The following is a 24054-nucleotide window of genomic DNA, read 5'->3' as shown; positions in this document are numbered from 1 at the left end:
GATGGCGCGTACGCTCACGATTGACGGTGTTGAGATCTCCGACGACAGCAATGCCTACGTGATCGCGGAGATCGGTCACAACCACCAGGGCGACCTGGAGAAGTGCAAGCAGCTGTTCAAGGCCGCGGCCGAGTGCGGCGCGCAGGCGGTGAAGCTGCAGAAGCGCGACAACCGCGCGCTCTTCACCAAGGAGATGTACGACAGCCCGTACAACAGCGAGAACGCCTACGCCGACACGTACGGGGCGCATCGCGAGTTCCTGGAGTTCGGCCGCGACGAGTACATGGAGCTGCAGAAGTACGCCAAGGAGCTCGGCGTCACCTTCTTCTCCACGGCCTTCGACCACAAGAGCGCGGACTTCCTGGCCGAGCTCGACATGCCGGCCTACAAGATCGCCTCCGGCGACCTGACCAACATCCCGCTGATCAAGTACGTCGCCGAGATCGGCAAGCCGATGGTGATGTCGACCGGCGGCGGCACGATGGCGGACGCCCAGCGCGCCTACGAGGCCGTGATGCCGATCAACCCGAACGTCTGCATCATGCAGTGCACCAGCGGCTATCCGCCGGAGTGGTCGGAGCTCAACCTGAAGGTCATCGATACCTTCCGGCAGGCCTTCCCGGACATCGTCATCGGCTTCTCGGCGCACGACAACGGCATCGCCATGCCGCTGGTCGCCTACATGCTGGGCGCCCGCATGATCGAGAAGCACTTCACCCTGAACCGGGCCTGGAAGGGCACCGACCAGGCCTTCTCGCTGGAGCCGACCGGCCTCAGGAAGATGATCCGCGACCTCGAGCGGACCCACACGGCCCTCGGCGACGGCGTCAAGCGCAGCTATCCGAGCGAGGCCAAGCCGCTGTTCAAGATGGCCAAGAAGCTGGTCGCCGCGCGCGACCTGCCGGCCGGCCACACGATCACCGCCGACGACATCGCGATCAAGGTGCCGAACGACGGCATCCCGCCCTACGAGTTCGACAAGCTGCTCGGGCGCACGCTCAAGCGGGCGGTCAAGGAAGACGAGAACTACGCCTTCGAGGACTTCGCCTGACGGCTCCGCCGTCCGACGACGGAAGACGGACGCGCCGGCCGGATCGGGAACGATCCGGCCGGTTTTCTTTGTACCCCAGGCCAGACCGCTCAGCAGCACGAAGGGCACGCCCATGCTGCGGAGCACGGTGCGCGCCCTGTTGATGTGCGCGTTGTCGAGCTCGTTGCCGCTCTCGTGGATGCAGACCGCGGGCTTGCCGAGGAAGGGCGCGAGGTAGCTGAGGCCGCCGTCAGTTCCGACGAAGCCGCGCGAGCGCGCGACGATCCGGGTCTGGATCCCCAGGTTGTTGGCCGGCCGCATCCGCTCGCCGGCCTGCACGATGCGGTGGCCGGGGCGGCTGCCGACAGGCAGACAAGCCGATCCGAGGATGTCGGCCGAACGGACGGCGGAACCGACCGATGGCCCTGTTCAATCGCGAATGCGACGCCTTCCGTGGAAGGCCCCCGTGTCTTCGCCCCACCGTCCGAGCGATAGCCTGCCAATCCGGGGAAGCCTGCCCGAGGGCACCGACGACGGTGCATCGGGGATGACAGCGCGAAAGCCGCTGCCCTATAAGGGCGCCGCCCGCCGCTGCAGCCGCAGAACCGAATCGCCCCATGCCGCCCTTCCGTCGAGCGCACCGCCGATGACCGCCCTGCCCGCCGCCGCGGACCCGCGGGATCCCGCCTTCGTCGAGGCGCAGGCCGCCGTGCGGCTGCTGTTCTTCGACTTCGACGGGGTGTTCACCGACAACGCGGTCTTCGTCTTCGAGGACGGCCGCGAGGCCGTGCGCGCCAGCCGCTTCGACGGCATCGGCCTGCGCCGGCTGGAGCGCGCCGGCGTCGAGCCCTTCATCCTCTCGACCGAGGTCAACCCGGTGGTCACGGCGCGCGCCGGCAAGCTGAAGATCGGCTGCCGCCAGGGCCTGTCCGACAAGATCGCCGCGGCCCGCGAGGTCGCCGGGGAGCGCGGCCTGGCGCTCGGCGACTGCGGCTTCGTCGGCAACGACGTCAACGACATCCCGCTGCTGCGCGCGGTCGGCCTGCCGCTCGGCGTCGCCGACGCCCACGAGGACATCCACCCCTTCGTGCGCTGGCTGACCCGCCGGACCGGCGGCCACGGCGCGGTGCGCGAGATCTGCGACGCGATCGGCGCCGCCCGCGGCGTCGAGGCGCGCTACCCCTGAAGGAAGCAGCAGCATGAGCGGACTCTTCGATCTCGACGGCCGGGTCGTGGTCGTCACCGGCGGCCTCGGACAGCTCGGCCGGCAGTTCTGTCAGGCGCTGCTCGGCCAGGGCGCCCGGGTCGCCGTGCTCGATCGCGGCCGGGGCCTCGAGCTCGACGCCGAGCTGGTCCGCAAGCGCTTCGGTGCCGCCGCCGACGACCCGAACCTGCTGTTCGTCGGCGGCGACATCACCGACCGCGCCTCGCTTGAGGCCGCCCGCCAGCACATCCGCAGCCGCTGGGAAGAGCCGAGCGGCCTGGTCAACAACGCCGCCCTCGACTCCCCGCCGGACTCGCCGGCCGAGGAGACCGGGCCCTTCGAGACCTATCCCGAGTCCTCCTGGGACAAGGTCATGGAGGTCAACGCCAAGGGCCCCTTCCTGTGCTGCCAGGTGTTCGGCGGCGGCATGGCCGAGGCCGGCGGCGGCTCGATCGTCAACGTCGCCTCGATCTACGGTCTGGTCTCGCCCGACCAGGGCCTCTACGAGTACCGGCGCCAGCGCGGCGAGACCTTCTTCAAGCCGGTCGCCTACTCGGCCAGCAAGTCGTCGCTCTACAACCTGACGCGCTACCTCGCGACCTACTGGGGACCCAGGGGCGTGCGCGTCAACACGGTGACCTTCGCCGGCGTCTTCAACAACCAGGATCCGGCTTTCCTGGAGAAGTATTGCGCCAAGGTGCCGCTCGGCCGGATGGCCGACGAGGCCGAGTACAACGGCACCATTATCTACTTGATGTCCAAGGCCTCGGCCTATATGACCGGGGCCAATCTCACGATCGACGGCGGTTTCACGGCCTGGTAGCGGTCGACCGCGGTCCCGGCCGCTGGCGCGGCCCCAGGACGGGGCCCGGCGCGGCCGGACGAAGCGTCCTTCTCCGCCCCCTTCCCGATCACCGAACAGCCTCGCGAGACATGACCGACCTGCCTTCGATCCTGCCGAACCTGATCGGTGGCGAAGAGCGGCCGGCCGAGAGCGGCCGCAGCTTCGCCAACGTCAATCCCCACGACGGCAGCGAGATCTGCCAGGTCGCCCGCTCCGAGGCCGCCGACGTGTCGGCGGCGGTCGCCGCGGCGCGCGCCGCACAGCCGGGCTGGGCGGCGACGCCGGCCGTGCAGCGCGGCCACATCCTGCACCAGGTCATGAACGCCCTCGAGGCGCGTGCCGACGAGATCGCCGCGGCGGTCGCGGCCGAGGCCGGCAAGCGCCTGAAGGATTCCAAGGGCGAGGTCGGCGGCGCGATCCTCTGCGGCCGCTTCTTCGCCGGCGAGGGCCAGCGCCTGTTCGGCCGGACCATGCCGAGCGGCACGCCCAACAAGTACAACATGACGGTGCGCACGCCCTGCGGCGTCGCCGGCCTGATCATCGCCGCCAACACGCCCGCCCCGAACTTCGCCTGGAAGGTCTTCCCGGCGTTGATCTGCGGCAACGCCGTGGTGCTGAAGTCGGCCGAGGACACGCCGGTCTCGGCCTGGCTGATGGCCAGGATCTGCGAGGAGGCCGGGCTGCCCAAGGGCGTGCTGAACGTCGTCCACGGCCTGGGTGCCGAGGCCGGCCAGCCGCTCGTCGACCACCCGGGCGTCGACGTGCTGAGCTTCACCGGCTCGACCGCGGTCGGCCGGCGCATCGCCGAGTCCTGCGGCCGGCAGCTGAAGAAGCTGTCCCTGGAGCTCGGCGGCAAGAACCCCTTCGTGGTCTGCGACGACGCCGACCTGGACAACGCGGTCAAGTGGGCCTGCCTCTCGGCCTACTCCAACGCCGGCCAGCGCTGCGCCGCCGGCAGCCGCTTCCTGGTCTTCGAGTCGGTCTACGAGGCCTTCCGCGACAAGCTGGTCGAGGCGACCAGGGCGCAGAAGCTGGGCGTCGAGGAGGACTGCGACCTCGGCCCGGTGATCAACGAGCGCCAGCTCAACAACATGCTGGGCGCGATCGAGCGGGCGACCGGGAAGGGCGCGAAGGTGCTGATCGGCGGCAGGCGCGCCGGCGACAAGGGCTGCTACCTCGAGCCGACCGTGGTCGAAGGGGCGGCGCCCGACGACGAGATCTCGCAGACCGAGCTGTTCGGGCCGGTCGCCAGCCTCTACCGGGTGCGCGACTTCGCCCAGGCCCTGGCGATGGCCAATGACCATCCCTACGGCCTGACCGCCTGCATCCACACGCGCAGCCTCGACCGGGCGCTGGCCTTCAGCCACGGCGTGCAGGCCGGCGCCACGGTGGTCAACGCCGGCACCTACGGCTCGGAGCCGCACATGCCCTTCGGCGGCCCGAAGCAGTCCGGCAACGGCACGCGCGAGCCGGGCACCGAGGCGCTGGACGTCTACAGCGAGCTGAAGGACATCTATCTCAACGTCGACCCCGCCAAGCTGTAGGGCAGAGATGGCCGCCACCCCTCGCTGCGTCGCGCTGATCCCGGCCCGCTCCGGCTCGAAGCGGGTCGTCGACAAGAACATCCGCCGGCTCGGCGACCATCCGGTCATGGCCTACACGATCCGCGCAGCGATCGAGTCGGGCGTCTTCTCCGAGGTGCTGGTCTCGACCGACAGCGAGCGCTACGCCGAGATCGCGCGCCACTACGGCGCCGAGGTCCCGGGGCTGAGGCCGGCGGAGTTCGCCTCCTCGACCTCGCCGGACATCGAGTGGATCGCCTATACCCTGCGGATGCTGCAGGAGCAGGGGCGCGGCCGCGAGGCCTTCTCGATCCTGCGGCCGACCAGCCCCTTCCGCCAGCCGGAGACGATCCGGCGCGCCTGGACCGAGTTCCTGGCCGAGGAGGGCGTCGATTCCCTGCGCGCGGTCGAGAAGGTCAAGCAGCACCCCGGCAAGATGTGGGTCGTGCGCGGCAGGCGCATGTATCCTCTGATGCCGCTGACCAAGGAAGGCGAGACGCCCTGGCACTCCAGCCAGATGGCCAGCCTGCCGACGGTCCACGTCCAGAACGCCAGCCTGGAGATCGCCTGGACCCGGGTCGCGCTGGAGGAAGGCACGATCGCCGGGACCGTGCTGATGCCCTTCATCACCGAGCCGATGGAAGGCTTCGACATCAACGACATGGAAGACTGGTGGTACGCGCAGCACCTGCTGGCCGAGGGCCAGGCGACGCTGCCGCCGGTCACGACCGAGCCGTGGCAGGGCCCGGCCGCCTGAGGCGGACGGCACCTTGAGCGCAGGAAAACGAGGGAGCGAGAACCGTGGGTGAGTTGATCGGCAAGGCCGTCGAGGGCGAGCTTTATTACGCGGACCGCAAGGAGTTCGACCGGATCCGCAGCCTCAATGCCGAGCCCGCCGTGCGCACGGCGCTGTTCGCCGACATGGCGCGGCTCAACGCGCTCTACATGATCGCGCGCGCCGGCTCGGGCCACATCGGCTCCAGCTTCTCCTCGATGGACGTGGTCTCCTGGCTGCACCTCAACGAGATGCGCACCAACGAGGACGGCAGCGCCCGGGACCTCTACTTCTCGTCGAAGGGCCACGACGCGCCGGGCCTCTATGCCGTGATGATCGCGCTCGGCAAGCTGCCGGCGGAGTACGTCCACAAGCTGCGCCAGGCCGACGGCCTGCCCGGCCACCCGGACGTGCGCACGCCGAACATGGTGACCAACACCGGCGCGCTCGGCATGGGCATCTCCAAGGCCAAGGGCATGGCCTTCGCGCACCGCCGCCGCGGCCTTGACGTCCACCTCTACGTGATGACCGGCGACGGCGAGCTGCAGGAGGGCCAGATCTGGGAGTCGCTGGTCTCCGCGGCGAACGACAAACTCAGGGAGATCACGGTCGTCGTCGACCACAACAAGCTGCAGTCCGACTTCCTGCTGAGCCAGACCAGCGACCTCGGCGACCTGCCGGCGAAGTTCGCGGCCTTCGGCTGGCACGTCGAGCGCGTCGACGGCCACGACCTCGGCCAGCTCGCCGCCGCCCTGGAGCGCTGCAGGAAGGCCGACGGCCCGCAGGTCATCATCTGCGACACCATCAAGGGCAAGGGCGTCTCCTTCATGGAGCACACCGCCATGGAGTCCGACGCCGCGCAGTACACCTTCCACTCCGGCGCCCCCAAGGCCGACCAGTACACCAAGGCGGCCCAGGAGCTGATCGACAGCATCAACCGGCAGCTCGACAAGGCCGGCGCCGCCTCCCTGGAGCTGGAGAAGGTCCAGAACAAGCCGGCGCCGCAGCCGGGCGAGACCAGGCGCCTGCTGCCGGCCTACAGCGACGCGCTGATCGCCGCCGCCGAGCGCCACGACAACCTGGTCGCGCTCGACGCCGACCTGCTGCTCGACACCGGCCTGATCCCCTTCCGCCAGCGCTTCCCGGAGCGCACGGTCGAGTGCGGCATCGCCGAGATGGACATGGTCAGCCAGGCCGGCGGCATGGCCCTCAAGGGCATGATCCCGGTCTGCAATTCCTTCGCCTGCTTCCTCTCGACCCGGCCGAACGAGCAGATCTACAACAACGCCACCGAGCACACGAAGGTGATCTACGTCGGCTGGCTCGCCGGCATGGTGCCGGGCGGCCCCGGCCACTCGCACCAGTCGGTGCGCGACATCGCCGCGGTCGGCGCCATGCCGGGCGTCACCATCCTGGAGCCCTCCTGCCCCGAGGAGGTCGCCCCGCTGCTCGACTGGGCGATCGAGGAGAGCCGGGGCTCGAGCTACTTCCGCATGGTCTCGGTGCCCTGGCAGGTGCCCTTCGCCCTGCCGGCCGGCTACAAGCCCTCGGTCGGCCACGGCGTGCGCGTCGGCGGCCACGACGGCGAGGCGGTGATCGTGACCTACGGCATGGTCATGCTGGCCCAGGCCTGCGCCGCCGCCGACCTGCTGAAGCAGCGCGGCATCGGCCTGGAGGTCGTCAACCTGCCCTGGCTCAACAGGGTCGACGGCGCCTGGCTGGCCAAGACCCTGGCCGGCAAGTCGGCGCTCTTCACCCTGGACAACCACTACCTCGACGGCGGTCAGGGCGAGCGCGTCATGACCGCGGCCTTCGAGCAGGGCCTCGGCGGCCTCAAGGCCCGGCGCTTCGGCCTCGAGAAGGTGCCGGTCTCCGGCAGCAACGCCGACGTGCTGAAGCACGCCGGCCTCGACGCCGAGAGCCTGGCCGCGGGCATCGCCGCGACCCTCGGCCACTGATCCCGGGCGGCCGGCCATGGCCGCACGGGAGGCCGCCAAGGCACTGAAGGCGCGGCTGCGCAGCCTGCCCGGCATGCGGCAGGTGCGCATGGCGCGGCTGCGCCACATCGCCCGGCACGGCGGCCATCCCGACTGGCGCCGGCTGATCGGCGACGACTGGCCGGCCTGGGAGGCAGCGCGCGGCGCGGCCGCGGGGCCGCGCGTGCTGGTCGCGACCGGCATCGGCGGCCACCTCGGCCTCGCCGGCCTCGACGCGCTGCTCGGCGTCGCCCTGACCCTGCGCGGCGCGCAGGTCGACTTCCTGCTCTGCGACGAGGCGCTGCCGGCCTGCCAGATGGCCGAGGCCGGCTGGTACCCGGACCCGGCCCGCTTCGTCCGCAAGGGCCCGAGCGAGCTCTGCGGCCAGTGCTACGCGCCCGCGGCGGCCGGCTTCCGCAGCAGCGGCCTGGCCGTCGAGACCTACGACGGCTGGCTGAGCGAGGCCGACCGTCGTCTGGCCGCCGACCTGGCCGCCCGGACCCCGGCCGAGGGTCTGGCCGCCGTCCGGCTCGACGACGCGCCGCTCGGCGAGCAGGCGCTGGCGGGCGCGCTGCGCTTCTTCGCCAAGGGCTCGCTCGCCGGCGAGCCGAGCGGCGAGGCGGTGCTGCGCCGCTTCCTGCACGCCGCCCTGCTGACCTATCTCGCGATGAAGCGGCTGGTCTCCGAGCGCGGCTACGAGGTCGTCGTCGCCCACCACGGCATCTACGTGCCCCAGGGGCCGGCGGCCCTGGGCGCCGCGGCCGGCGGCGCGCGCATCGTCACCTGGAACCCGGCCTACCGCCGCCACTGCTTCATCTTCAGCCACGACGACACCTACCACCACACGCTGATGGCCGAGCCGGCCGAGGCCTGGCAGGATCTCGCGCTGAGCCCGGCGCAGGAGGCCGAGATCGTCGGCTACCTGAAGAGCCGCTGGACCGGCTCCGGCGACTGGATCTTCTTCCACGAACGGCCGACCTTCGACGGCAGCGCGATCGGCCGCGAGCTCGGCCTGGACCCGGAGAAGCCGACCATCGGCCTGCTGACCAACGTCGTCTGGGACGCCCAGCTGCACTACCCGGCCAACGCCTTCGGCTCGATGATGGAATGGGTCGAGGCGAGCATCCGCGCCTTCGCCGAGCGGCCCGACCTGCAGCTCGCGATCCGGGTCCACCCGGCCGAGATCCGCGGCACCCCCGCCTCGCGCCAGCGCGTCGTCGAGGAGATCGGGAAGCGGTTTTCCCGTCTGCCCGAGAATGTCTTCATCGTTCCGCCGGAAAGTCCGATTAGCACCTACGCGCTGCTTGAGCTTTGCGACAGCGCGCTGATCTACGGTACCAAGATGGGAGTCGAGCTGACGGCCATGGGCATTCCGACGATCGTTGCCGGCGAGGCCTGGATCCGCAACAAGGGCCTGACCCGGGACGCCGACAGTCCGGCGCACTACCGCGAGCTGCTCGAGTCGCTGCCGGCCGGCCGGCGCCTCGACCGCGAGACGGTCGCCCGTGCCCGGCGCTACGCCTACCACTTCTTCTTCCGGAGGATGATCCCCCTGCCCTTCATGGAGCCGACCGGCGGCTGGCCGCCCTACCGCCCCGAGCTGTCCGGCCTGGCCGCGCTGAGGCCCGGCGCCACGCCCGGCCTCGACACGGTCTGCGACGGCATCCTCGAGGGCCGGCCCTTCGTGTTCCCCGCCGAGCGGCAGCAGCCGGCCGCCGTCCCGACACCGGCGGAGGCGCGATGACCCCGCGCCTCCTGCTCTGGCACTGGAACCGCAAGGGCGGCGGTCCGCGCTACACCTGGGAGCTGGCGCGCGCGCTCAAGGCGCGCGACGACGTCGAGGTCGCGGTCAGCTACTCGCGGCAGAGCGACTACGCCGAGGCGATGCGCGCGCTGGAGCTGCCGTCCTTCGAGGTCGACACCTACGAGAGCGCCCGTGGCTATGCCGCCGGCTTCCTGCGCCTGCCGCTGCTGCGCCGGCGCTTCGCCGCCTTCCTGCGCGCCCAGCAGACCGACCTGGTGGTCTCGACCATGAGCCACCTCTGGTCGCCCTTCGTCGCGCCGGCCCTGAAGCGCGCCGGCGTGCCCTACTGCCTGGTCGCCCACGACGCCGAGCCGCATCCCGGCGAATCGAGCCGGCTGCGCCGCTGGACCCTGGCCAGGGACCTGGCCCAGGCCGACGCGCTGATCGCCCTGACCCACCACGTCGCCGGGCAGCTGCAGCGCCTCTATCCGGACATGCCGCCCGAGCGGACCGCCGTCATCCCGCACGGCAGCTTCTCCTTCGGCGACGCGCCGCATGCGCCGCGCGCCCTGCCGCAGAACCGGGCGGTCGAGCTGCTCTTCTTCGGGCGGCTGCTCGAGTACAAGGGCCTCGACATCCTGGCCGAAGCCTACAAGCTGCTGCGCCGGCGCTACGGCACCCGCGTGCGCCTGACCGTCGCCGGGCGCGGCGACGAGGCGGTCTACGGCCCGATGCTGCGCAACCTGCCCGGCCTGCACTGGGAGAGCCGCTGGATCGGCGAGGACGAGATCGCCGGCATGCTGGCCGAGGCCGACATCCTGCTGCTGCCCTACCGCGAGGCCAGCCAGTCGGGGGCGCTCGCCGCCGCCGAGTACGCCGCCCTGCCGGCCGTGGCGACGCCGGTCGGCGGCCTCGCCGAGGAGATCGCCGACTACGGCAGCGGCACGGTCGCCGAGGCGGTCACCGGCCCGGCCTTCGCCCAGGCCGTGATGGCCCTGCTGGAATCGCCGGCGCGCTACGCCCGCGCCTCGGCCGCCGCCGCCGAGACGGCCGCCGGCCCGAAGTCCTGGGACACCCTGGCCGGCCTCTACGTCGGCTTCGCCCAGCAGCTGCTGGAGGGCGCGCCGGAGTAGGGGCCCCGGTCCCCGCCGTCACGCCCGACTTCCCCTCTCCGCCCTCTCGGGGGGAGAGGGAGGGGCCCGCAGAGCGGGAGGGTGAGGTGGGACAGCGGCCTTCCCGAAGCCCGGGCGTTGGCCGCGCCGCAGTCTCCCCCACCTCTCCGCGCGTAGCGCCGCGCTTCGCGCCCCTCTCCGCCCCCCGGGGCGGAGAGGAGAGAAGCATCGGAGGCCCCTATCCGCCCGCGACGCGCCGGAGCAGCAGCACGCTGCCCAGGGTCAGCAGCAAGGTCGGATAGAAGGTCAGGGCGAAGCCGACGGCGCGGGCCGGGGCGCCGCCGGCATAGCCGGCGGCGAAGGAGATCCGGCCGACCAGGAACAGCACCGCCGCGACCGGCACCGCGCCGAACCAGGCCGGCGGCGCCGCGGCGACCCAGAGCAGGTGGGCGAGCAGGGCGATGACGAGTTGCTCCAGCGTGTTCTGCAGGACCGACTGGAAGACGCGGGCGCGCTCCGTGCCGGCGGTCAGGCCGCTGCCGTCGATGTCGGCCGGCGTGAAGAAGCGGTGGCGCGCCAGGTTGCCGATCGCCGCGACCAGGCAGAGCAGCGGCAGGACCTCCCAGCGCAAGGCCGCGGCCAGCCGCTCCGCGATCGGCGCCGGCGCCTGCAGGAAGGCCGGCTGCCACAGCACCGCGCCGGCGAGCGCGACGATGCTCAAGGCCAGCGCGGCGAGCATGCCGCGCAGGACGCCGTGCTGCGCCTTGTCGAGTGCCATGGCCGCCCCTCTCCCCGAGATGTGCCGTCGAGCCCGGCTGCGGCGCACCTTCCGCGCTCGGAAAGGAGCGGTCAAGGCGGGCGGGCGCTAAGCGGTGAGGAAGCGCGCCGCGCCGGACAGGGCCTCGACCGCCTCGGCGACCGTGCGTCGGACGATCGTGGCGGCCGGGTCGCTGCGCTCGATCATGTCGACCACCTCGCCGGCCCAGACCACCTTCCGGCCCATGTCGCCGGCCTGGTCGGCGGCGCGGTAGGCGGCGCGCTCGGCCTCCAGGAGGTCGCCGACCAGCTCCTGCTCGCGCCCGCCCCAGCGCTCGGTCAGGGCGTTGGCGAGCGAGCGGCCGGCGAAGGGCGCCGGCCAGGCCGGGCCGCGCAGCCTGTCGAAGACGCCGCCGAACACCGTGTCGTCGCCGCGGCCCTCGACCAGCGCCTGCTTGACCGGCGCCGGCGCGATCGCCTCCTCGGCGGCGTAGAAGCGCGTACCCATCAGCACGCCGGCGGCCCCCAGCATCAGCGCGGCGGCGAGGCCGCGGCCGTCCCCGATGCCGCCGGCCGCCACGACCGGCACCGGCAGGGCCTCGGCGGCGGCGCGCACGAAGGCCAGGGTGCCGCGGCCGAGGCGGCCGTGGCCACCGGCGTCCTGGCCCTGCGCGACGATCACGTCGGCGCCGAGCGCGACGGCCCGCTGCGCCTCGTCAAGCCGCTGGACCTGGCAGATCAGCGTCGCGCCGGCCTGCTTGATCGCCGGCGCGTAGGGCGCCGGGTCGCCGAACGACAGCATCACCGCGGCCGGCCGGTGCGCCAGGGCCCGGGTCAGCGAGTCGGGCCGGGCGTCGAGCGCCCAGGTGATGAAGCCGATGCCGATCCGGCCGTTGCCGGCGTCGCGGAAGGCGGGGTCGATCCAGTCGGCCTCGGCGTAGCCGCCGCCGAGCAGGCCAAGGCCGCCGGCCTCGGAGACGGCGGCGGCCAGCCGGCCGCCGCTGATCTTCGCCATCGGCGCCAGCAGGATCGGATGCTCGATGCCGAGCAGCTCGGTCAGCGCGGTCGTCAGGCGGGGCATGGCGGGTTCTCCTGGTTGATCGGCCGAGGCGCGGGTGGGTTTGCGCCCTCCGCGCTTCGTGGTTCGACAGGCTCACCATGAAGCGCTGCCTGAGGCCTGCGCGAACGTCCCCGTCGCTTCATGGTGAGCCTGTCGAACCATGAAGCGGCTTGGTACCGCAGAAAAGTGATTGTTTATCGCCGATCCATCACTGAAGATGATGTAATGCTGTCCAGCCAGGAGCTCGCCGCCTTCCTCGCGGTCGCCGACTGCGGCTCCTTCTCGGCCGCCGCCGGGAAGCTCGGCCGCGTGCAGTCCAACGTCACCGCCCGGATCCGCTCCCTCGAGCAGCGGCTCGGCGCGGTGCTGTTCGACCGCGGCCGCCAGGGCGCCAGCCTGACCCCGGCCGGCGAGACGCTGCTGAAGCGGGCGCGGCTCGCCGCCGACCTCCTGGCCGAGGGCGAGCAGGCGGTGCGCGACCAGGCCGCCGGCCGGACCCTGCTGCGGCTCGGCTCGATGGAGAGCACCGCCGGGGCCCGCCTGCCCGCGGTGCTGCTGCGCGCCCGCGAGCGCCGGCCCGACCTCCAGCTGCAGCTCTCGACCGGCACGACCGACGAGCTGATCCGCGACGTGCTGGAGCGGCGCCTCGACGCCGCCTTCGTGGCTGGCGGCACCGACCTCGAGGCGCTGCAGGCGCAGCCGGTGTTCGAGGAGCGGCTGGTCCTGGTCGAGCCGACCGGCCGGCCGGCGGCGCGGCCGCTGCTCGCCTTCCGCCAGGGCTGCACCTACCGCTCGGTCGCCGAGCGCTGGCTGCGCGCCAGCGGCCGGGCGCCGGTCGAGATCATGGAGTTCGGCACGATCGACGGCATCCTGGGCTGCGCCGCCGTCGGCCTCGGCATCGCCGTGCTGCCGGAGGCCGTGGTGCGCATCTCGCTGCACGCGCCGCAGCTCACGGTCTCGCCGCTGCCCGAGCCCTACGGCAGCAGCGTGACCATGCTGGTCAGCCGCCGCGACGACGGCGGCCGCCGCCCCCTGGTCGAGCTGCTGCTCGAGGCGGCCTCGAGCTGAGCCGCCCGGCGCTCAGCGCACCTCGTTGAGGTAGCAGTAGCGGTCGGTCAGCGCGCGGCAGCGGCGCCACTCGATCGGCACGCCGGCCTGGTCGTAGGCGAGGTTGTCGATGGCCAGCACGGCCTGGCCCTCCGGCAGGTCGAGCAGCTCCCGGTCGCGCTCGCTCGGCAGCTCGGCCGAGAGGCTCTCGCGGACGCTCGAGACGCGGATGCCGTAGCGTTCCAGGAAGAAGACATAGAGCCGGTTCGGCAGGGCCTCGCGTGCCAGCAGCTCGGGGAAGCGCTCGGCCGGCCAGGTGATCTCCTCGTGCATCACGGCGCGGCCCTCGACCCGCCGGATGCGCTCGACCCGCACGACCGCCGCGCCCTCGGCCAGCTTCAGGCGCTGGCATTCGGCCTCGCTGGCGACGGCGCTCTCGCGCGACAGCACCTCGGCCTCCGAGACCAGCAGGGTGCCGTCCTTGGCGTGCAGCCGGTAGTACTGGAAGAAGAAGCGCATCGAGTGGTGCGGCGCGCGGTCGTTGACGATGGTGCCGGTCTTGCGGCGCCGGGTCAGCAGGCCCTCGGCGGTCAGGTCGCTGAGCGCGCGGCGCACCGTGCCGACGGCCAGGCCGTAGCGGCGCGCCAGCTCGACCTCGCTCGGCAGCAGCGTGCCCGGCGGCCAGGTGCCGACCAGGATCAGCTCCGAGATCTGCAGCTTGAGCTGCTCGTAGAGCGGCGCCGCCAGGCCGCCGCGCCGCGCGATCGTCGGCGCCGGCAAGGGCGTCGCCTTCGAGGCGGGCTCCGCCTCGGCCTCCGCGGGATTCACCTCGTCCGCACGCTTTTCCATTGACAGGCCGATCCTCCGGCTTCTTTCATTCATATAAAGAATATAGAAATGATCCAACGAGCCAAGGGGGCAGTTGCATGACGTCCGAGCGCCTGTCGGCGGCACTTGCGGAGATCAAGGCCGACGAGTCTGCGCTCGTGGACACCCTGGCGCCGCTCATTGCGCTCGATACCTCCTTCCCGCCCGGCCGCGGCTACGCCGCCTTCGCCGACCACCTGGAGGGGCTGCTGGCGCCGCTCGGCTTCGCCTGCCGCCGCGTCGTGGTACCCGAGGCGCTGTGGCGCCTGCCGGGCGACGGAGCCGAGGTCGAGGGCGAGCGGGTCAACCTGATCGCCGAGCGGCCGAGCGGCCGCGAGCCGGTCGGCCTCTACTTCCACGTCGACACCGTGCCGCCGGGCGACGGCTGGAGCGTGCCGCCGCTGGCGCTGACCCGCGACGGCCGCCGCCTGCTCGGCCGCGGCACCGCCGACATGAAGGGCTGCATCGCCGCGGTGCTGGCGGCGCTGCGCGCCGCCGAGCGGCACCAGCTGCCGCTGCGCTTCGATCCCGTCCTGCTGTGCTGCACCGACGAGGAGGGCGGCCTCTATCCCGGCATCCGCTACCTGGCGGAGCAGGGTGAACTGTCGGGCCACCTGCTGAGCTACAACGGCAGCGCAGGCCCCCGGATCTGGGCCGGCTGCTTCGGCAGCCTCGACCTCCGGATCCGCATCCACGGCCGCTCGGCCCATTCCGGCGATCCGGTCGGCGGGATCAACGCCTTCGAGGAGGCCGTGCCGCTGCTGAACGCCCTCATCGCGCTCAAGGCCCGGGTCGAGCAGCGGACCTCGGCGATGCCGCCGCCGCCGCACCACGAGGGCCGGCCGCTGACCGCGCGGCTCAGCCTGACGGCGGCGCGCGGCGGCAGCAAGGGCTCGGCCCTGCCGCACCTCTTCGAGATCGTGGTCAACCGGCGCTACCCGCCGGAGGAGACGGCCGAGGCGGTGCTGGCGGAGATCCGCGGGACGGTCGAGCGGGCGCTCGCCCCCGGCCGCGCGCTCGGCTGGAACCTCGAGGTCGTCGGCCACCTGGCGCCGGTCGACGATCCCGGCGGGCCGCACTGGCCGCGCTGGCAGCAGGCCGTCGCCGCCGGCTTCGGCTATGCGCCCGAGAGCTTCCGGCGCTGGGGCTCCTCGACCAGCAGCGACATGGGCTGGGTCCAGCAGGCCGGCATCCGGGAGATCCTGCTCGGCGGCCTCGGCCGGCCGGAGAGCCGCGGCCACGCCGCGGACGAGTTCACCACGCTCGACGACCTGATCGCGCTCGCCAGCAGCACGCTGCTCTACCTGAGCGCCGAGTTCGGCACCTGAAGGAGGGAGCTTCGGGGGCATTCCGTCATCGCAAGCAGGGAGGCAGAAACCATGAACCGTCACCTTCGACTGACCCGTCGCCGTTTCCTCGTCACCACCACCGCCCTTGCCGCGACCGCCGTGGTCGCCGGCCAGGGCCTCGCCCCGGCCGCCCGGGCGGCGACCCGCGGCGGCACGCTGCGGATCAGCGTCGACCAGGCGCCGGGCAAGCTCAATCCGCTGCTGCACCGGGTCAACCCGGAGTACCTGCTGGGCGAGATGCTGTACAGCGGCCTGACCCGCCTCGGCGACGACATGGCGCCGGAGCCGGATTTGGCCGAGTCCTGGAGCAGCTCCGACGACCTGACCGAGTGGACCTTCAAGCTGCGCGAGAACGCGGCCTTCCACGACGGCTCGCCGGTCACCGCCGACGACGTGGTCGCGACCTTCGAGGCGATCCTCGACCCGAAGACCGGCTCGCCGGGCCGCAAGAACGTCGGCCCGATCGCCTCGCTGAGCGCCGCCGGCCCGCACAGCGTGGTCATCAAGACCAGCGGCGCCTACGCCGACCTGCCGGTCTCGGTCGCCTACACCAACGCCAAGATCGTGCCGGCCAAGATCGCCAAGGGCGAACTCGCGCGGCTCGACCAGGAGGCGATCGGCACCGGCCCCTTCAAGCTGGTCTCCTACGAGCCCGAGCGGCTGGTCGTGCTGGAGCGCAACCCGCACTACTTCCTTCCCGAGCGGCCCTACCTCGACCGGGTCGAGGTCGTCGTCTATCCCGACGCGACGGCCGAGAGCACAGCGCTGATCGCCGGCGACACCGACCTGATGATCCGGGCCGGCCAGTCCGACTTCCCGCGCCTCAAGGAGGCGGCCGGCGTCGAGGCGCTGCGCACGCCCTCGGGCCAGTTCCTCGACCTGGTGCTGGGCTGCGACCAGAAGCCCTTCGACGACATCCGGGTGCGCCAGGCCCTGGCCCTGACCCTCGACCGCGACGCCCTGGTCGACTTCATCGCCGAGGGCTACGGCACGCCGGGCGAGGACACGCCGATCAACTCGGCCTACCGCTTCTTCGACAAGCTGCCGGCCAAGAAGCCGGACATCGCCAAGGCCAAGCAGCTGCTCGCCGAGGCCGGCCACACCGAGGGCCTGAAGCTGACGCTGATCGCCTCGGACAAGCCGGCGATGCGCACCCAGCTGGGCGTCGCGGTGCGCGAGATGGCCAAGGCCGCCGGCTTCGACATCGAGGTCCAGACCATGGCGCACAGCACCTACCTGGACCAGGTCTGGAAGAAGGGCCCCTTCTACGTCGGCTTCTACAACATGCAGCCGAGCGCCGACTCGATCTTCAGCCTGCTCTACACCTCCGACGCGCCCTGGAACGAGACGAAGTGGAACAACAAGGACTTCGACTCGCTGATCCAGCAGGCCCGGCAGACCGGCGACGTGCCGAAGCGCAAGGCGCTCTACGCCAAGGCGCAGGAGCTGATGTCGGCGGAGGTGCCCTCGGCGATCCCGGTCTTCTTCGACCTGCTCGCGGCGCGCCGCAGCTACGTCGAGGGCTTCTTCCTGCATCCGCGCGGGGCGGTCTTCAACATCGACAAGGTCTCGCTCGGCGCCGGCGCGCCGAAGCGCGGCTAGGGCCAGGGGCCCGAGGCCTCCGGTGTCGCTCTCGTACTTCATCAGGCGCTGCGGCTACATCGTCTTCACGCTGCTGGTGGTCTCGCTGCTGGTCTTCGGGATCACGCAGCTGCTGCCGGGCAATGCCGCCGTCATGCTGCTGGGCGAGAACGCGACGCCGGAGGCCCTGGCCGCGGTCAGCAGCCGGCTCGGCCTCGACCAGCCGGCCTGGCTGCAGTACTGGCACTGGCTGAGCGGGGTGCTGGCCGGCGACTTCGGCACCTCGCTGCGCACCGGGCTGCCGGTCGGGCCGATGATCTTCGGCGCGCTCGGCCGCTCGCTGCTGCTGGCCGCGGCCGCGCTGCTGCTGATGCTGGCCGTCGCGGTGCCGCTCGGCGTGGTCGCGGCACTGAAGCGCGGGCGGCTCGCCGACCTGCTGGTCTCGCTGGTCTCCTACGTCGGCGTCTCGGTCCCGGAGTTCGTGACCGCGACGATCGTCCTGATCCTGCTCGCCGACCCGGCGCTCAGGCTGTTCCCGGCGAGCGGCTACGTGCCGCTCGGCGAGGACTTCTGGGCGGGCCTGCACCACCTGGTGCTGCCGGTCCTGACCATCTCGGTGATCCTGGTCGCCCACGTCTCGCGCATGGTCCGCTCCGAGATGGTCGACGTGCTGCACAGCGACTACGTGCGCGCGGCGCGGCTCAAGGGCCTGAGGCGGCGCACGGTGCTGATCAGGCACGCCCTGCGCAACGCCCTGCTGCCGACCATCACGGTGGTCGCGCTCGACGTCGGCTACCTGCTCGGCGGCATCATCGTGGTCGAGGAGATCTTCGCCTTCCCCGGCATCGGCCGGCAGCTGATCGTCGCGATCCAGGCCCGCGACCTGCCGGCGATCCAGGCCGGCGCCCTGGTCATGGCGGCGACCTACGGCCTGGCCAACTTCGCCGCCGACATCGCCTACGCCTGGCTCGACAAGAGAATCCAGTATGACTGAGGCGCTCGCCCGCCTGCTGCGCTCGCCCCAGGGCGCGCTCGGCAGCGCCCTGCTGCTGGCCCTGGCCGTGCCGGTCGTCGCCGGGCCGTGGCTGGCACCCTACGACCCGGAGCAGTTCCACTTCACCGCTCGCCTGCTCGGGCCCGGCCCCGACTTCTGGCTCGGCACCGACCAGTTCGGCCGCGACCTGCTGAGCCGCCTGCTGGTGGGCGCCCGCTCGACGGTCCTGATGGCCGTCGCCGCGACCGCCCTGGGCACCGGGCTCGGCGCCGTGATCGGCAACGTCTCGGCCTTCGCCGGCGGCCGGCTCGACGAGATCGTCATGCGCCTGCTCGACGCCGTGATGGCGATCCCCGGGCTGCTCTTCGCCCTGCTCATCGTCACCGCCCTCGGCGCCAGCGAGCTCAACGCCCTGATCGCCATCGGCATCACCTTCACGCCGGGCATGGCGCGGATCGCGCGCAGCGTCGCGCTGACCGTGCGCAAGCAGGACTACGTCTCGGCGGCCATCGCGCGCGGCGAAACGCAGGGCTACATCGTGCTGCGCGAGATGCTGCCGAACTGCGTCGCGCCGATCATCGTCGAGGCGACGATCCGCGTCGCCTTCGCCGTGATGCTGCTGGCGACCCTGTCGTTCCTCGGCCTCGGTGCCCAGCCGCCCTCCTCGGAATGGGGCCTGATGGTCGCCGAGGCGCGCCAGTTCATCTTCCGCAATCCCTGGATGATCGTCTGGCCCGGCATCGCCATCGCCGTCGTCGCGGTCGGCTTCAACCTGCTGGGCGACGGGCTGCGCGACGCCCTCAACCCGCGCACCTGAGGCGGAGCCGATGCCCCTCCCTGCCCAGCCCCCCGCGCTCCAGGTCAGCGGCTACGGCCTCGACTACGAGACGCCGTCCGGGCGCTTCGCGGCGCTGCGCGACATCGACCTCTCGATCGCCCGGAGCGAGGTCCTCGGGCTGGTCGGCGAGTCAGGCTCGGGCAAGACCTCGCTGGCCTTCGCGATCCTGCGCGACCTCGGCGCCAACGCCCGCGAGACCGGCGGCTCGATCCGCCTCGCCGGCGAGGAGCTGACGGCCAAGAGCACGCGCGAGCTGGAGGCGATCCGCGGCCGGCGCATCGCCATGGTCTTCCAGGACCCCGGCACCTCGCTGAACCCGACCCTGCCGCTCGGCGAGCAGCTCGCCGAGGTGCTGCGCCGCCACCAGGGCCTGAGCCGCCGCCAGGCCTGGCGCGAGGCCGAGGCGGCGCTGGCGCGGGTCGCGCTCAAGACGCCGGCCGAGATGATGCGGCGCTATCCCCACGAGGTCTCGGGCGGCGAGAAGCAGCGCGTCGCGATCGCGACGGCCTTCGCCTGCCAGCCCGACTGCATCCTGTTCGACGAGCCGACCACGGCCCTCGACATCATCACCGCGCGCCAGATCCTGGAGCTCTTCGAGCGCCTGCAGGAGGAGACCGGCGTCGCCTCGCTCTACATCTCCCACGACCTCGCCCTGGTCTCGCGGATCGCCGACCGGGTCGCCGTGATCCACCGCGGCCGGATCGTCGAGGAGGAGCCGGCCGCCCAGGTCTTCTCGGCGCCGCGCGAGGACTACACCCGCCAGCTGATCGCCAGCGTGCCGCGCCCCGACCGGCGGCTGGTGGCCCCGGCGCCGGCCGCCGCGGCACCGCTGCTCGAGGTCGAGGCCCTGACCGTGCGCTACGGCCGCGACCGCCTGCTCGACCGCCTGCGCGGCCGGGCGAGCCGGCAGGTCGAGGGCAACCGCGCGATCAGCCTGGCGGTCCGGCCGGGCGAGATCTTCGGCATCGTCGGCGAGTCGGGCTCGGGCAAGTCGACCCTGGCGCGGGCGCTCGCCGGGCTCAATCCCTTCGAGGGCAGCTTCAGCTTCGAGGGCCGCCGCTTCGCCCGGCCGGCGGAGCTCGACCGCGCCTACCGCCGGGCCGTGCAGATCGTCTTCCAGCACCCCGATTCCTCGCTGAACCCGCGCCAGCAGATCCGCGAGATCCTGGCCCGGCCGCTCCGGCTCTACGACGCGCCCGGCGCGGCCTCGCTGGCCGAGCGGGTCGAGGCGCTGCTCGCCGAGGTCCAGCTGCCGGCCGACTTCGCCCGCAAGTACCCGCACCAGCTGTCCGGCGGCGAGAAGCAGCGCGTCGCGATCGCCCGCGCCTTCGCCTCGCGGCCGCAGCTGGTGATCTGCGACGAGATCACCTCGGCGCTCGACGTCTCGATCCAGGCGCAGATCGTCCAGCTGCTGCTGTCGCTGCGCGAGCGCTTCGGCACGACCTACCTGTTCATCACCCACGACCTCAACCTGATCCGCCAGATCGCCCACCGCATCGCGGTCATGTACCGCGGCGACCTGGTCGAGCTGGTCGAGGTCGAGGCGCTGGCCGCCGCCGGCCCGCGCCATGCCTACACCCGCGCGCTGCTCGAGGCGGTGCCGACCCCGGTCGGCTGACCGGCACGCGCGGCGGAACGACGTCAACGACAAGGGAAAACCCGACATGGACAAGCAGTCCCTCCTCGCCCGGATCGACGAGAAGGCCAGCCTCGACTTCCTGGCACGCATGGTGCGCTTCAAGAGCTACAGCGACACCGAGGGCGAGCGGCAGCTGGCCGAACACCTGACCGCCGAGATGGCGGCGCTCGGCATCGAGAGCGAGCTGCAGCCGGTCGAGGGCACGCGCGTCAACGCGATCGGCCGCCTGCGCGGCAGCGGCGGCGGCAAGTCGCTGCTGTTCAACGGCCACATCGACACCAACCCGGCGACCGAGGGCTGGACCGTCGACCCCTGGGGCGGGCTGGTCGACGACAAGTTCATCTACGGCATCGGCGTGTCCAACATGAAGGCCGGCGACGCCGCCTCCTTCTGCGCGGTCAAGACCCTGCTCGACGCCGGGGTGCGCCTCAGGGGCGACGTCGTGCTGACCTACGTGATCGGCGAGCTGCAGGGCGGCATCGGCACGGTGGCGGCGATCGAGCGCGGCGTGCGCGCCGACTACTTCGTCAACTCCGAGCCGACCGACCTGCAGGCCATGACCCTGCACGTCGGCGCCTTCAACTTCGTCATCGAGCTGACCGGCAGCACCCGCCACCTGTCGAAGCGCGAGGAGGCGGTCGACGCGATCCTCGCGGCCTGCGATCTGGTGCCGCGCATCGACGCCATGACCTGGAGCGGCGCCGCCAGCGAGGAGCACCGGGCGATCAACCGCGCCCATGTCGGCGTGCTCAAGGCCGGGCTCGGCCGCGAGCTGCTGGAGTGGCGCCCGCCGCAGGTCGCCGACGTCGCGCGCATCCGCGGCTCGGCCCGCTACGCCCCGAGCCAGAGCGAGGCCTCGGTGCTGGCCGACCTACGCCGCGAGCTCGACGCCCTGGAGGCGCGCTTCCCGGGCCTGAAGACGACGGTCGAGGCCGAGCACAAGGGCGGCCGCCCCTCGATGCTGCCCTTCGAGGTCGACCGCGACTCGCGCATCGTCCGGGCGGTCAACGCCGCCTACCAGGCGGTGCGCGGCGAGCCGCAGCCGACCGGCGCGGTCAAGCCGCCGGCCTACTACGGCACCGATGCCGCGCACTTCTACCAGCGGCTCGGCATGGAGGGCGTCGTCTGCGGGCCGGGCGGCCGCTACAACACCATGCCGGACGAGCGGGTCGACATCCCCGACTACCTCGACATGATCCGCATCTACCTGCTGACCATCCTCGAGATCTGCGAGCCGGCATGACCCCGGACGCCAATCCGCCGGCCCTGCTGTTCGAGCCGGTCGAGTTCGCCGCCCGGCTGGAGCGCCTGCGCGCCGGCATGGCCGAGCGGCAGGTCGACCTGCTCGTCGCCGACCAGGCCGAGCACCTGTTCCACCTGACCGGCTACGCCTGCTCCGACACGCTCTACCGGGCCTGCCTGGTGCCCCACGAGGGCGAGCCCTGGATCGTGCTGCGCGACCTGGACCTGGAGCCCTGCCGCCAGCGCAGCTGGCTCTCCCAGGTCATCGGCTACCCCGATCTCGCCGACCCGCTGGCCGAGGTCGCCCGCACGATCCGCCGCGCCGGCCACGGCGGCGCGCGGATCGGCGCCAGCTTCCGCTCCTACGCCTTCACCGCCTGGACCCGCGACCGCCTGGCGGCGTTGCTGCCCCAGGCCGAGTGGGTCGATCTCGCCGATCTGCTGGAGGCGCTGCCGGCGGTCAAGTCGGCGCGCGAGCTGGCCTATCTGGAGCAGGCCGCGGCGATCGCCGACGCGACGATGCTGAGCCTCGCCGAGGCCGTGACGCCGGGCTGGACGGCGCGCGACGCCGCGGCCTTCACGGCCGGCGAGTTCCTGCGCCGCGGCGCCGACAGCGGCGAGACCGGCCCGATCGTCCGCGCGCGCGGCTCGCACGGCTTCCTGCACGGCCACCTGGCAGAGGAGCCGCTGGCGCCGGGCGACGTCCTGCACGTCGAGCTGGTGCCCCGGGTCAAGGGCTACAGCGCCCGGCTGATGCGGCCGATCGCGGTCGGACCGGCCGATCCCGCGCTCGAAGCGGCGGCGGAGACGCTGATCGCCCTGCAGGACCGCCAGATCGAGGCGCTGCGTCCGGGGGTCGAGGCGCGTGCCGTCGATGCGCTGCTGCGCCGGCCGCTGCTGGAGTCGGGGCTGCGCACCCGCTTCGACAACGTCAGCGGCTACGCCATCGGCTACTACGGCCGCACGCCGCGGACCAGCGACTTCACCTACTGCTTCAAGCCGGACAGCGCCTGGACCCTGGCCGAGAACATGACCTTCCACCTCTACGCCTCGGCCGCCGGCATCGCGGTCAGCGAGTCGGTCGCGGTCGGCCCGTCCGGCGGCCGCCGCCTGACCCGGGCGCCGCGCCGCCTGCTGCGGGCCGGAGGGGCGGCCAGCTAGCTCCGCGCCGGTGCCAGCCTGGCCAGCGGCGTCTCGTCGATCGGCAGGTGGACAACGGCGGCGAGCAGGCCGAAGCCGACGCCGGCCCACCAGACCGGGTCGTAGCTGCCGGTCGTGTCGTAGAGGTAGCCGCCGAGCCAGACGCCCGAGAAGCTGCCGAGCTGGTGGCTGAGGAAGACAATGCCGAACAGCGTCGCCATGTAGCGCACGCCGAACACCTGGCCGACGATGCCGGTGGTCAGCGGCACGGTCGAGAGCCAGAGCACGCCCATGACCGCGGAGAAGAGGTAGATGGCCAGGGCGGTCTTGGGCGCCAGCATCAGGCCGGTGATCGCGATCGCGCGCAGGAAGTAGATCGCCGAGAGGCCGTAGCGCTTGCTCCAGCGCTGGCCGAAGGCGCCCGAGCCGAAGGAGCCGAGGATGTTGCAGGCGCCGATCAGCGCGATCGCCCCGGCCGCCACCGTGCCGGGCAGGCCCAGGTCCTTGATGTAGGCCGGGAAGTGCACGGTGATGAAGGCGACGTGGAAGCCGCAGACGAAGAAGCCGAGGGTCAGCAGCACGAAGCCGCGGTGCCCCGTCGCCTCGCGCAGCGCCTGGCCGAGGGTCTGCTCGAAGTGGCTCTCCCCCGCCGCCGAGGTCGTGCTCGGCAGCACGAAGGCGAGCGGGATGATCACCAGCGTGCTGGCGGCGAGCAGCAGCAGGGCGGTGTGCCAGCCGTACTCGACGATGAAGGCCTGCCCCAGCGGCGAGAAGACGATCTGCCCGAACGAGCCGGCCGCCGTGCCGAGCCCGAGCGCGAAGGAGCGGCGCTGCGGCCCGACCACCTTGGCCATGGCGGCGAGCGCCAGGGAGAAGGAGGTGAAGGCGATGCCGAGGCCGGTCAGCACGCCGCCGCTGAGGTGCAGCAGCGACGCGGAGTCGGAGTCGGCCATGCCCCAGACGCCGAGCGCGTAGAGCACCGCGCCGACGGCCAGCACCCGGGGCGAGCCGTAGCGGTCGGCGAGCGCGCCGGCGACCGGCACGCCGATGCCCCAGAGCAGGTTCTGGATCGCCATGGCGAGGCCGAAGGTCTCGCGGCTCCAGCCGTGGGCCAGGGTCATCGGCTCCAGGAACAGGCCGAAGACCGAGCGCACGCCGAAGCCGACCATGGCGATCAGGCAGCCGGCCAGGATGACGATCAGCGGCGTGCGCCAGCCGGCGGCGGGTCGCGGGTCGACGGTGGTGGCCATGGGCGCTCCTCGGAACGGACGCTGGAGGGCGATTCCGATACGAC

The 24054-nt window shown here is 72.3% G+C and carries 20 protein-coding genes; 16 read left to right on the top strand and 4 right to left on the bottom strand.

From position 1 onward, the window contains the following. Position 1: 1 nt before the first annotated feature. The 8 genes from B9O00_RS04490 to B9O00_RS04455 all read left to right on the top strand — a co-directional run bounded on the left by B9O00_RS04490 (position 2) and on the right by B9O00_RS04455 (position 10268). Entirely contained in the window at positions 2-1051 is a 1050-nt protein-coding gene (locus B9O00_RS04490; RefSeq protein WP_085121243.1) for an N-acetylneuraminate synthase family protein, read from the top strand. Between the two features lie 625 nt (positions 1052-1676). After that, positions 1677-2216, top strand: coding sequence for a KdsC family phosphatase (locus B9O00_RS04485; protein WP_200808401.1), 540 nt, complete (start codon positions 1677-1679; stop codon positions 2214-2216). A gap of 13 nt (positions 2217-2229) precedes the next feature. Continuing rightward, positions 2230-3057 (top strand): SDR family oxidoreductase, encoded by an 828-nt coding sequence (locus B9O00_RS04480; protein ID WP_085121242.1) that lies wholly within the window; start codon positions 2230-2232, stop codon positions 3055-3057. A 110-nt stretch (positions 3058-3167) separates the two neighbouring features. Continuing rightward, on the top strand, positions 3168-4622 hold the full coding sequence (locus B9O00_RS04475) for an aldehyde dehydrogenase family protein (protein WP_085121241.1): 1455 nt from the start codon (positions 3168-3170) through the stop codon (positions 4620-4622). Between the two features lie 7 nt (positions 4623-4629). After that, the gene (locus B9O00_RS04470; RefSeq protein ID WP_085121240.1) at positions 4630-5397 is read left to right on the top strand and encodes an acylneuraminate cytidylyltransferase family protein; all 768 of its coding nucleotides are present in this window, start codon (positions 4630-4632) and stop codon (positions 5395-5397) included. Positions 5398-5441: 44 nt separating this feature from the next. Continuing rightward, entirely contained in the window at positions 5442-7373 is a 1932-nt protein-coding gene (locus B9O00_RS04465; RefSeq protein ID WP_200808400.1) for a thiamine pyrophosphate-binding protein, read from the top strand. Between the two features lie 16 nt (positions 7374-7389). After that, positions 7390-9135, top strand: coding sequence for a capsular polysaccharide export protein, LipB/KpsS family (locus tag B9O00_RS04460; protein WP_200808399.1), 1746 nt, complete (start codon positions 7390-7392; stop codon positions 9133-9135). Next, the gene (locus B9O00_RS04455; RefSeq protein ID WP_085121239.1) at positions 9132-10268 is read left to right on the top strand and encodes a glycosyltransferase family 4 protein; all 1137 of its coding nucleotides are present in this window, start codon (positions 9132-9134) and stop codon (positions 10266-10268) included. The genes B9O00_RS04460 and B9O00_RS04455 overlap by 4 nt, the downstream gene beginning before the upstream one ends. A gap of 217 nt (positions 10269-10485) precedes the next feature. Here the strand turns inward: B9O00_RS04455 and B9O00_RS04450 are convergent, their stop codons facing one another. Continuing rightward, a complete protein-coding gene (locus B9O00_RS04450) occupies positions 10486-11025 on the bottom strand; it encodes an MAPEG family protein (RefSeq protein ID WP_089229676.1) in 540 nt (179 codons plus the stop codon). A gap of 87 nt (positions 11026-11112) precedes the next feature. Then, on the bottom strand, positions 11113-12084 hold the full coding sequence (locus B9O00_RS04445) for an NAD(P)H-dependent flavin oxidoreductase (protein ID WP_085121238.1): 972 nt from the start codon (positions 12082-12084) through the stop codon (positions 11113-11115). A gap of 204 nt (positions 12085-12288) precedes the next feature. Here B9O00_RS04445 and B9O00_RS04440 point away from each other — a divergent pair, with 204 nt between their 5' ends. Then, complete coding sequence (locus B9O00_RS04440) at positions 12289-13131, top strand: LysR family transcriptional regulator (protein WP_159460104.1); 843 nt, start codon at positions 12289-12291, stop codon at positions 13129-13131. Positions 13132-13143: 12 nt separating this feature from the next. Here B9O00_RS04440 and B9O00_RS04435 read toward each other — a convergent pair whose 3' ends face one another. Next, positions 13144-13959, bottom strand: coding sequence for a GntR family transcriptional regulator (locus B9O00_RS04435; protein WP_085121236.1), 816 nt, complete (start codon positions 13957-13959; stop codon positions 13144-13146). 77 nt (positions 13960-14036) lie between these two features. Here B9O00_RS04435 and B9O00_RS04430 point away from each other — a divergent pair, with 77 nt between their 5' ends. From B9O00_RS04430 to B9O00_RS04400, 7 genes are read left to right on the top strand one after another with little or no spacing between them, the layout of a single operon-like run. Further along, the gene (locus B9O00_RS04430; protein WP_085121235.1) at positions 14037-15305 is read left to right on the top strand and encodes a M20 family metallopeptidase; all 1269 of its coding nucleotides are present in this window, start codon (positions 14037-14039) and stop codon (positions 15303-15305) included. Between the two features lie 51 nt (positions 15306-15356). Then, a complete protein-coding gene (locus B9O00_RS04425) occupies positions 15357-16928 on the top strand; it encodes an ABC transporter substrate-binding protein (RefSeq protein ID WP_085121234.1) in 1572 nt (523 codons plus the stop codon). A gap of 22 nt (positions 16929-16950) precedes the next feature. After that, positions 16951-17901 carry an ABC transporter permease gene (locus tag B9O00_RS04420; protein WP_085121233.1) on the top strand — a complete coding sequence of 317 codons (951 nt, stop codon included), beginning with the start codon at positions 16951-16953 and terminating at the stop codon, positions 17899-17901. Continuing rightward, complete coding sequence (locus B9O00_RS04415) at positions 17894-18718, top strand: ABC transporter permease (protein ID WP_085121232.1); 825 nt, start codon at positions 17894-17896, stop codon at positions 18716-18718. Before B9O00_RS04420 ends, B9O00_RS04415 begins: the two co-directional genes overlap by 8 nt. A gap of 10 nt (positions 18719-18728) precedes the next feature. Further along, a complete protein-coding gene (locus tag B9O00_RS04410) occupies positions 18729-20357 on the top strand; it encodes a dipeptide ABC transporter ATP-binding protein (protein ID WP_085121231.1) in 1629 nt (542 codons plus the stop codon). Between the two features lie 46 nt (positions 20358-20403). Then, positions 20404-21621 carry a M20 family metallopeptidase gene (locus tag B9O00_RS04405; RefSeq protein WP_085121230.1) on the top strand — a complete coding sequence of 406 codons (1218 nt, stop codon included), beginning with the start codon at positions 20404-20406 and terminating at the stop codon, positions 21619-21621. Beyond that, positions 21618-22781 (top strand): M24 family metallopeptidase, encoded by a 1164-nt coding sequence (locus B9O00_RS04400; protein WP_085121229.1) that lies wholly within the window; start codon positions 21618-21620, stop codon positions 22779-22781. The genes B9O00_RS04405 and B9O00_RS04400 overlap by 4 nt, the downstream gene beginning before the upstream one ends. On the opposite strand, the gene B9O00_RS04395 is transcribed toward B9O00_RS04400, so the two are convergent. Continuing rightward, a complete protein-coding gene (locus B9O00_RS04395; protein ID WP_179243939.1) occupies positions 22778-24010 on the bottom strand; it encodes an MFS transporter in 1233 nt (410 codons plus the stop codon). The two genes, B9O00_RS04400 and B9O00_RS04395, sit on opposite strands and share 4 nt — an antisense overlap. Positions 24011-24054: the final 44 nt, after the last annotated feature.

Origin of the sequence: Tistlia consotensis USBA 355, assembly GCF_900177295.1 — a bacterium.
GTDB classification, from domain to species: domain Bacteria; phylum Pseudomonadota; class Alphaproteobacteria; order Kiloniellales; family DSM-21159; genus Tistlia; species Tistlia consotensis.
This window is presented reverse-complemented; position numbering and strand designations above follow the sequence as displayed.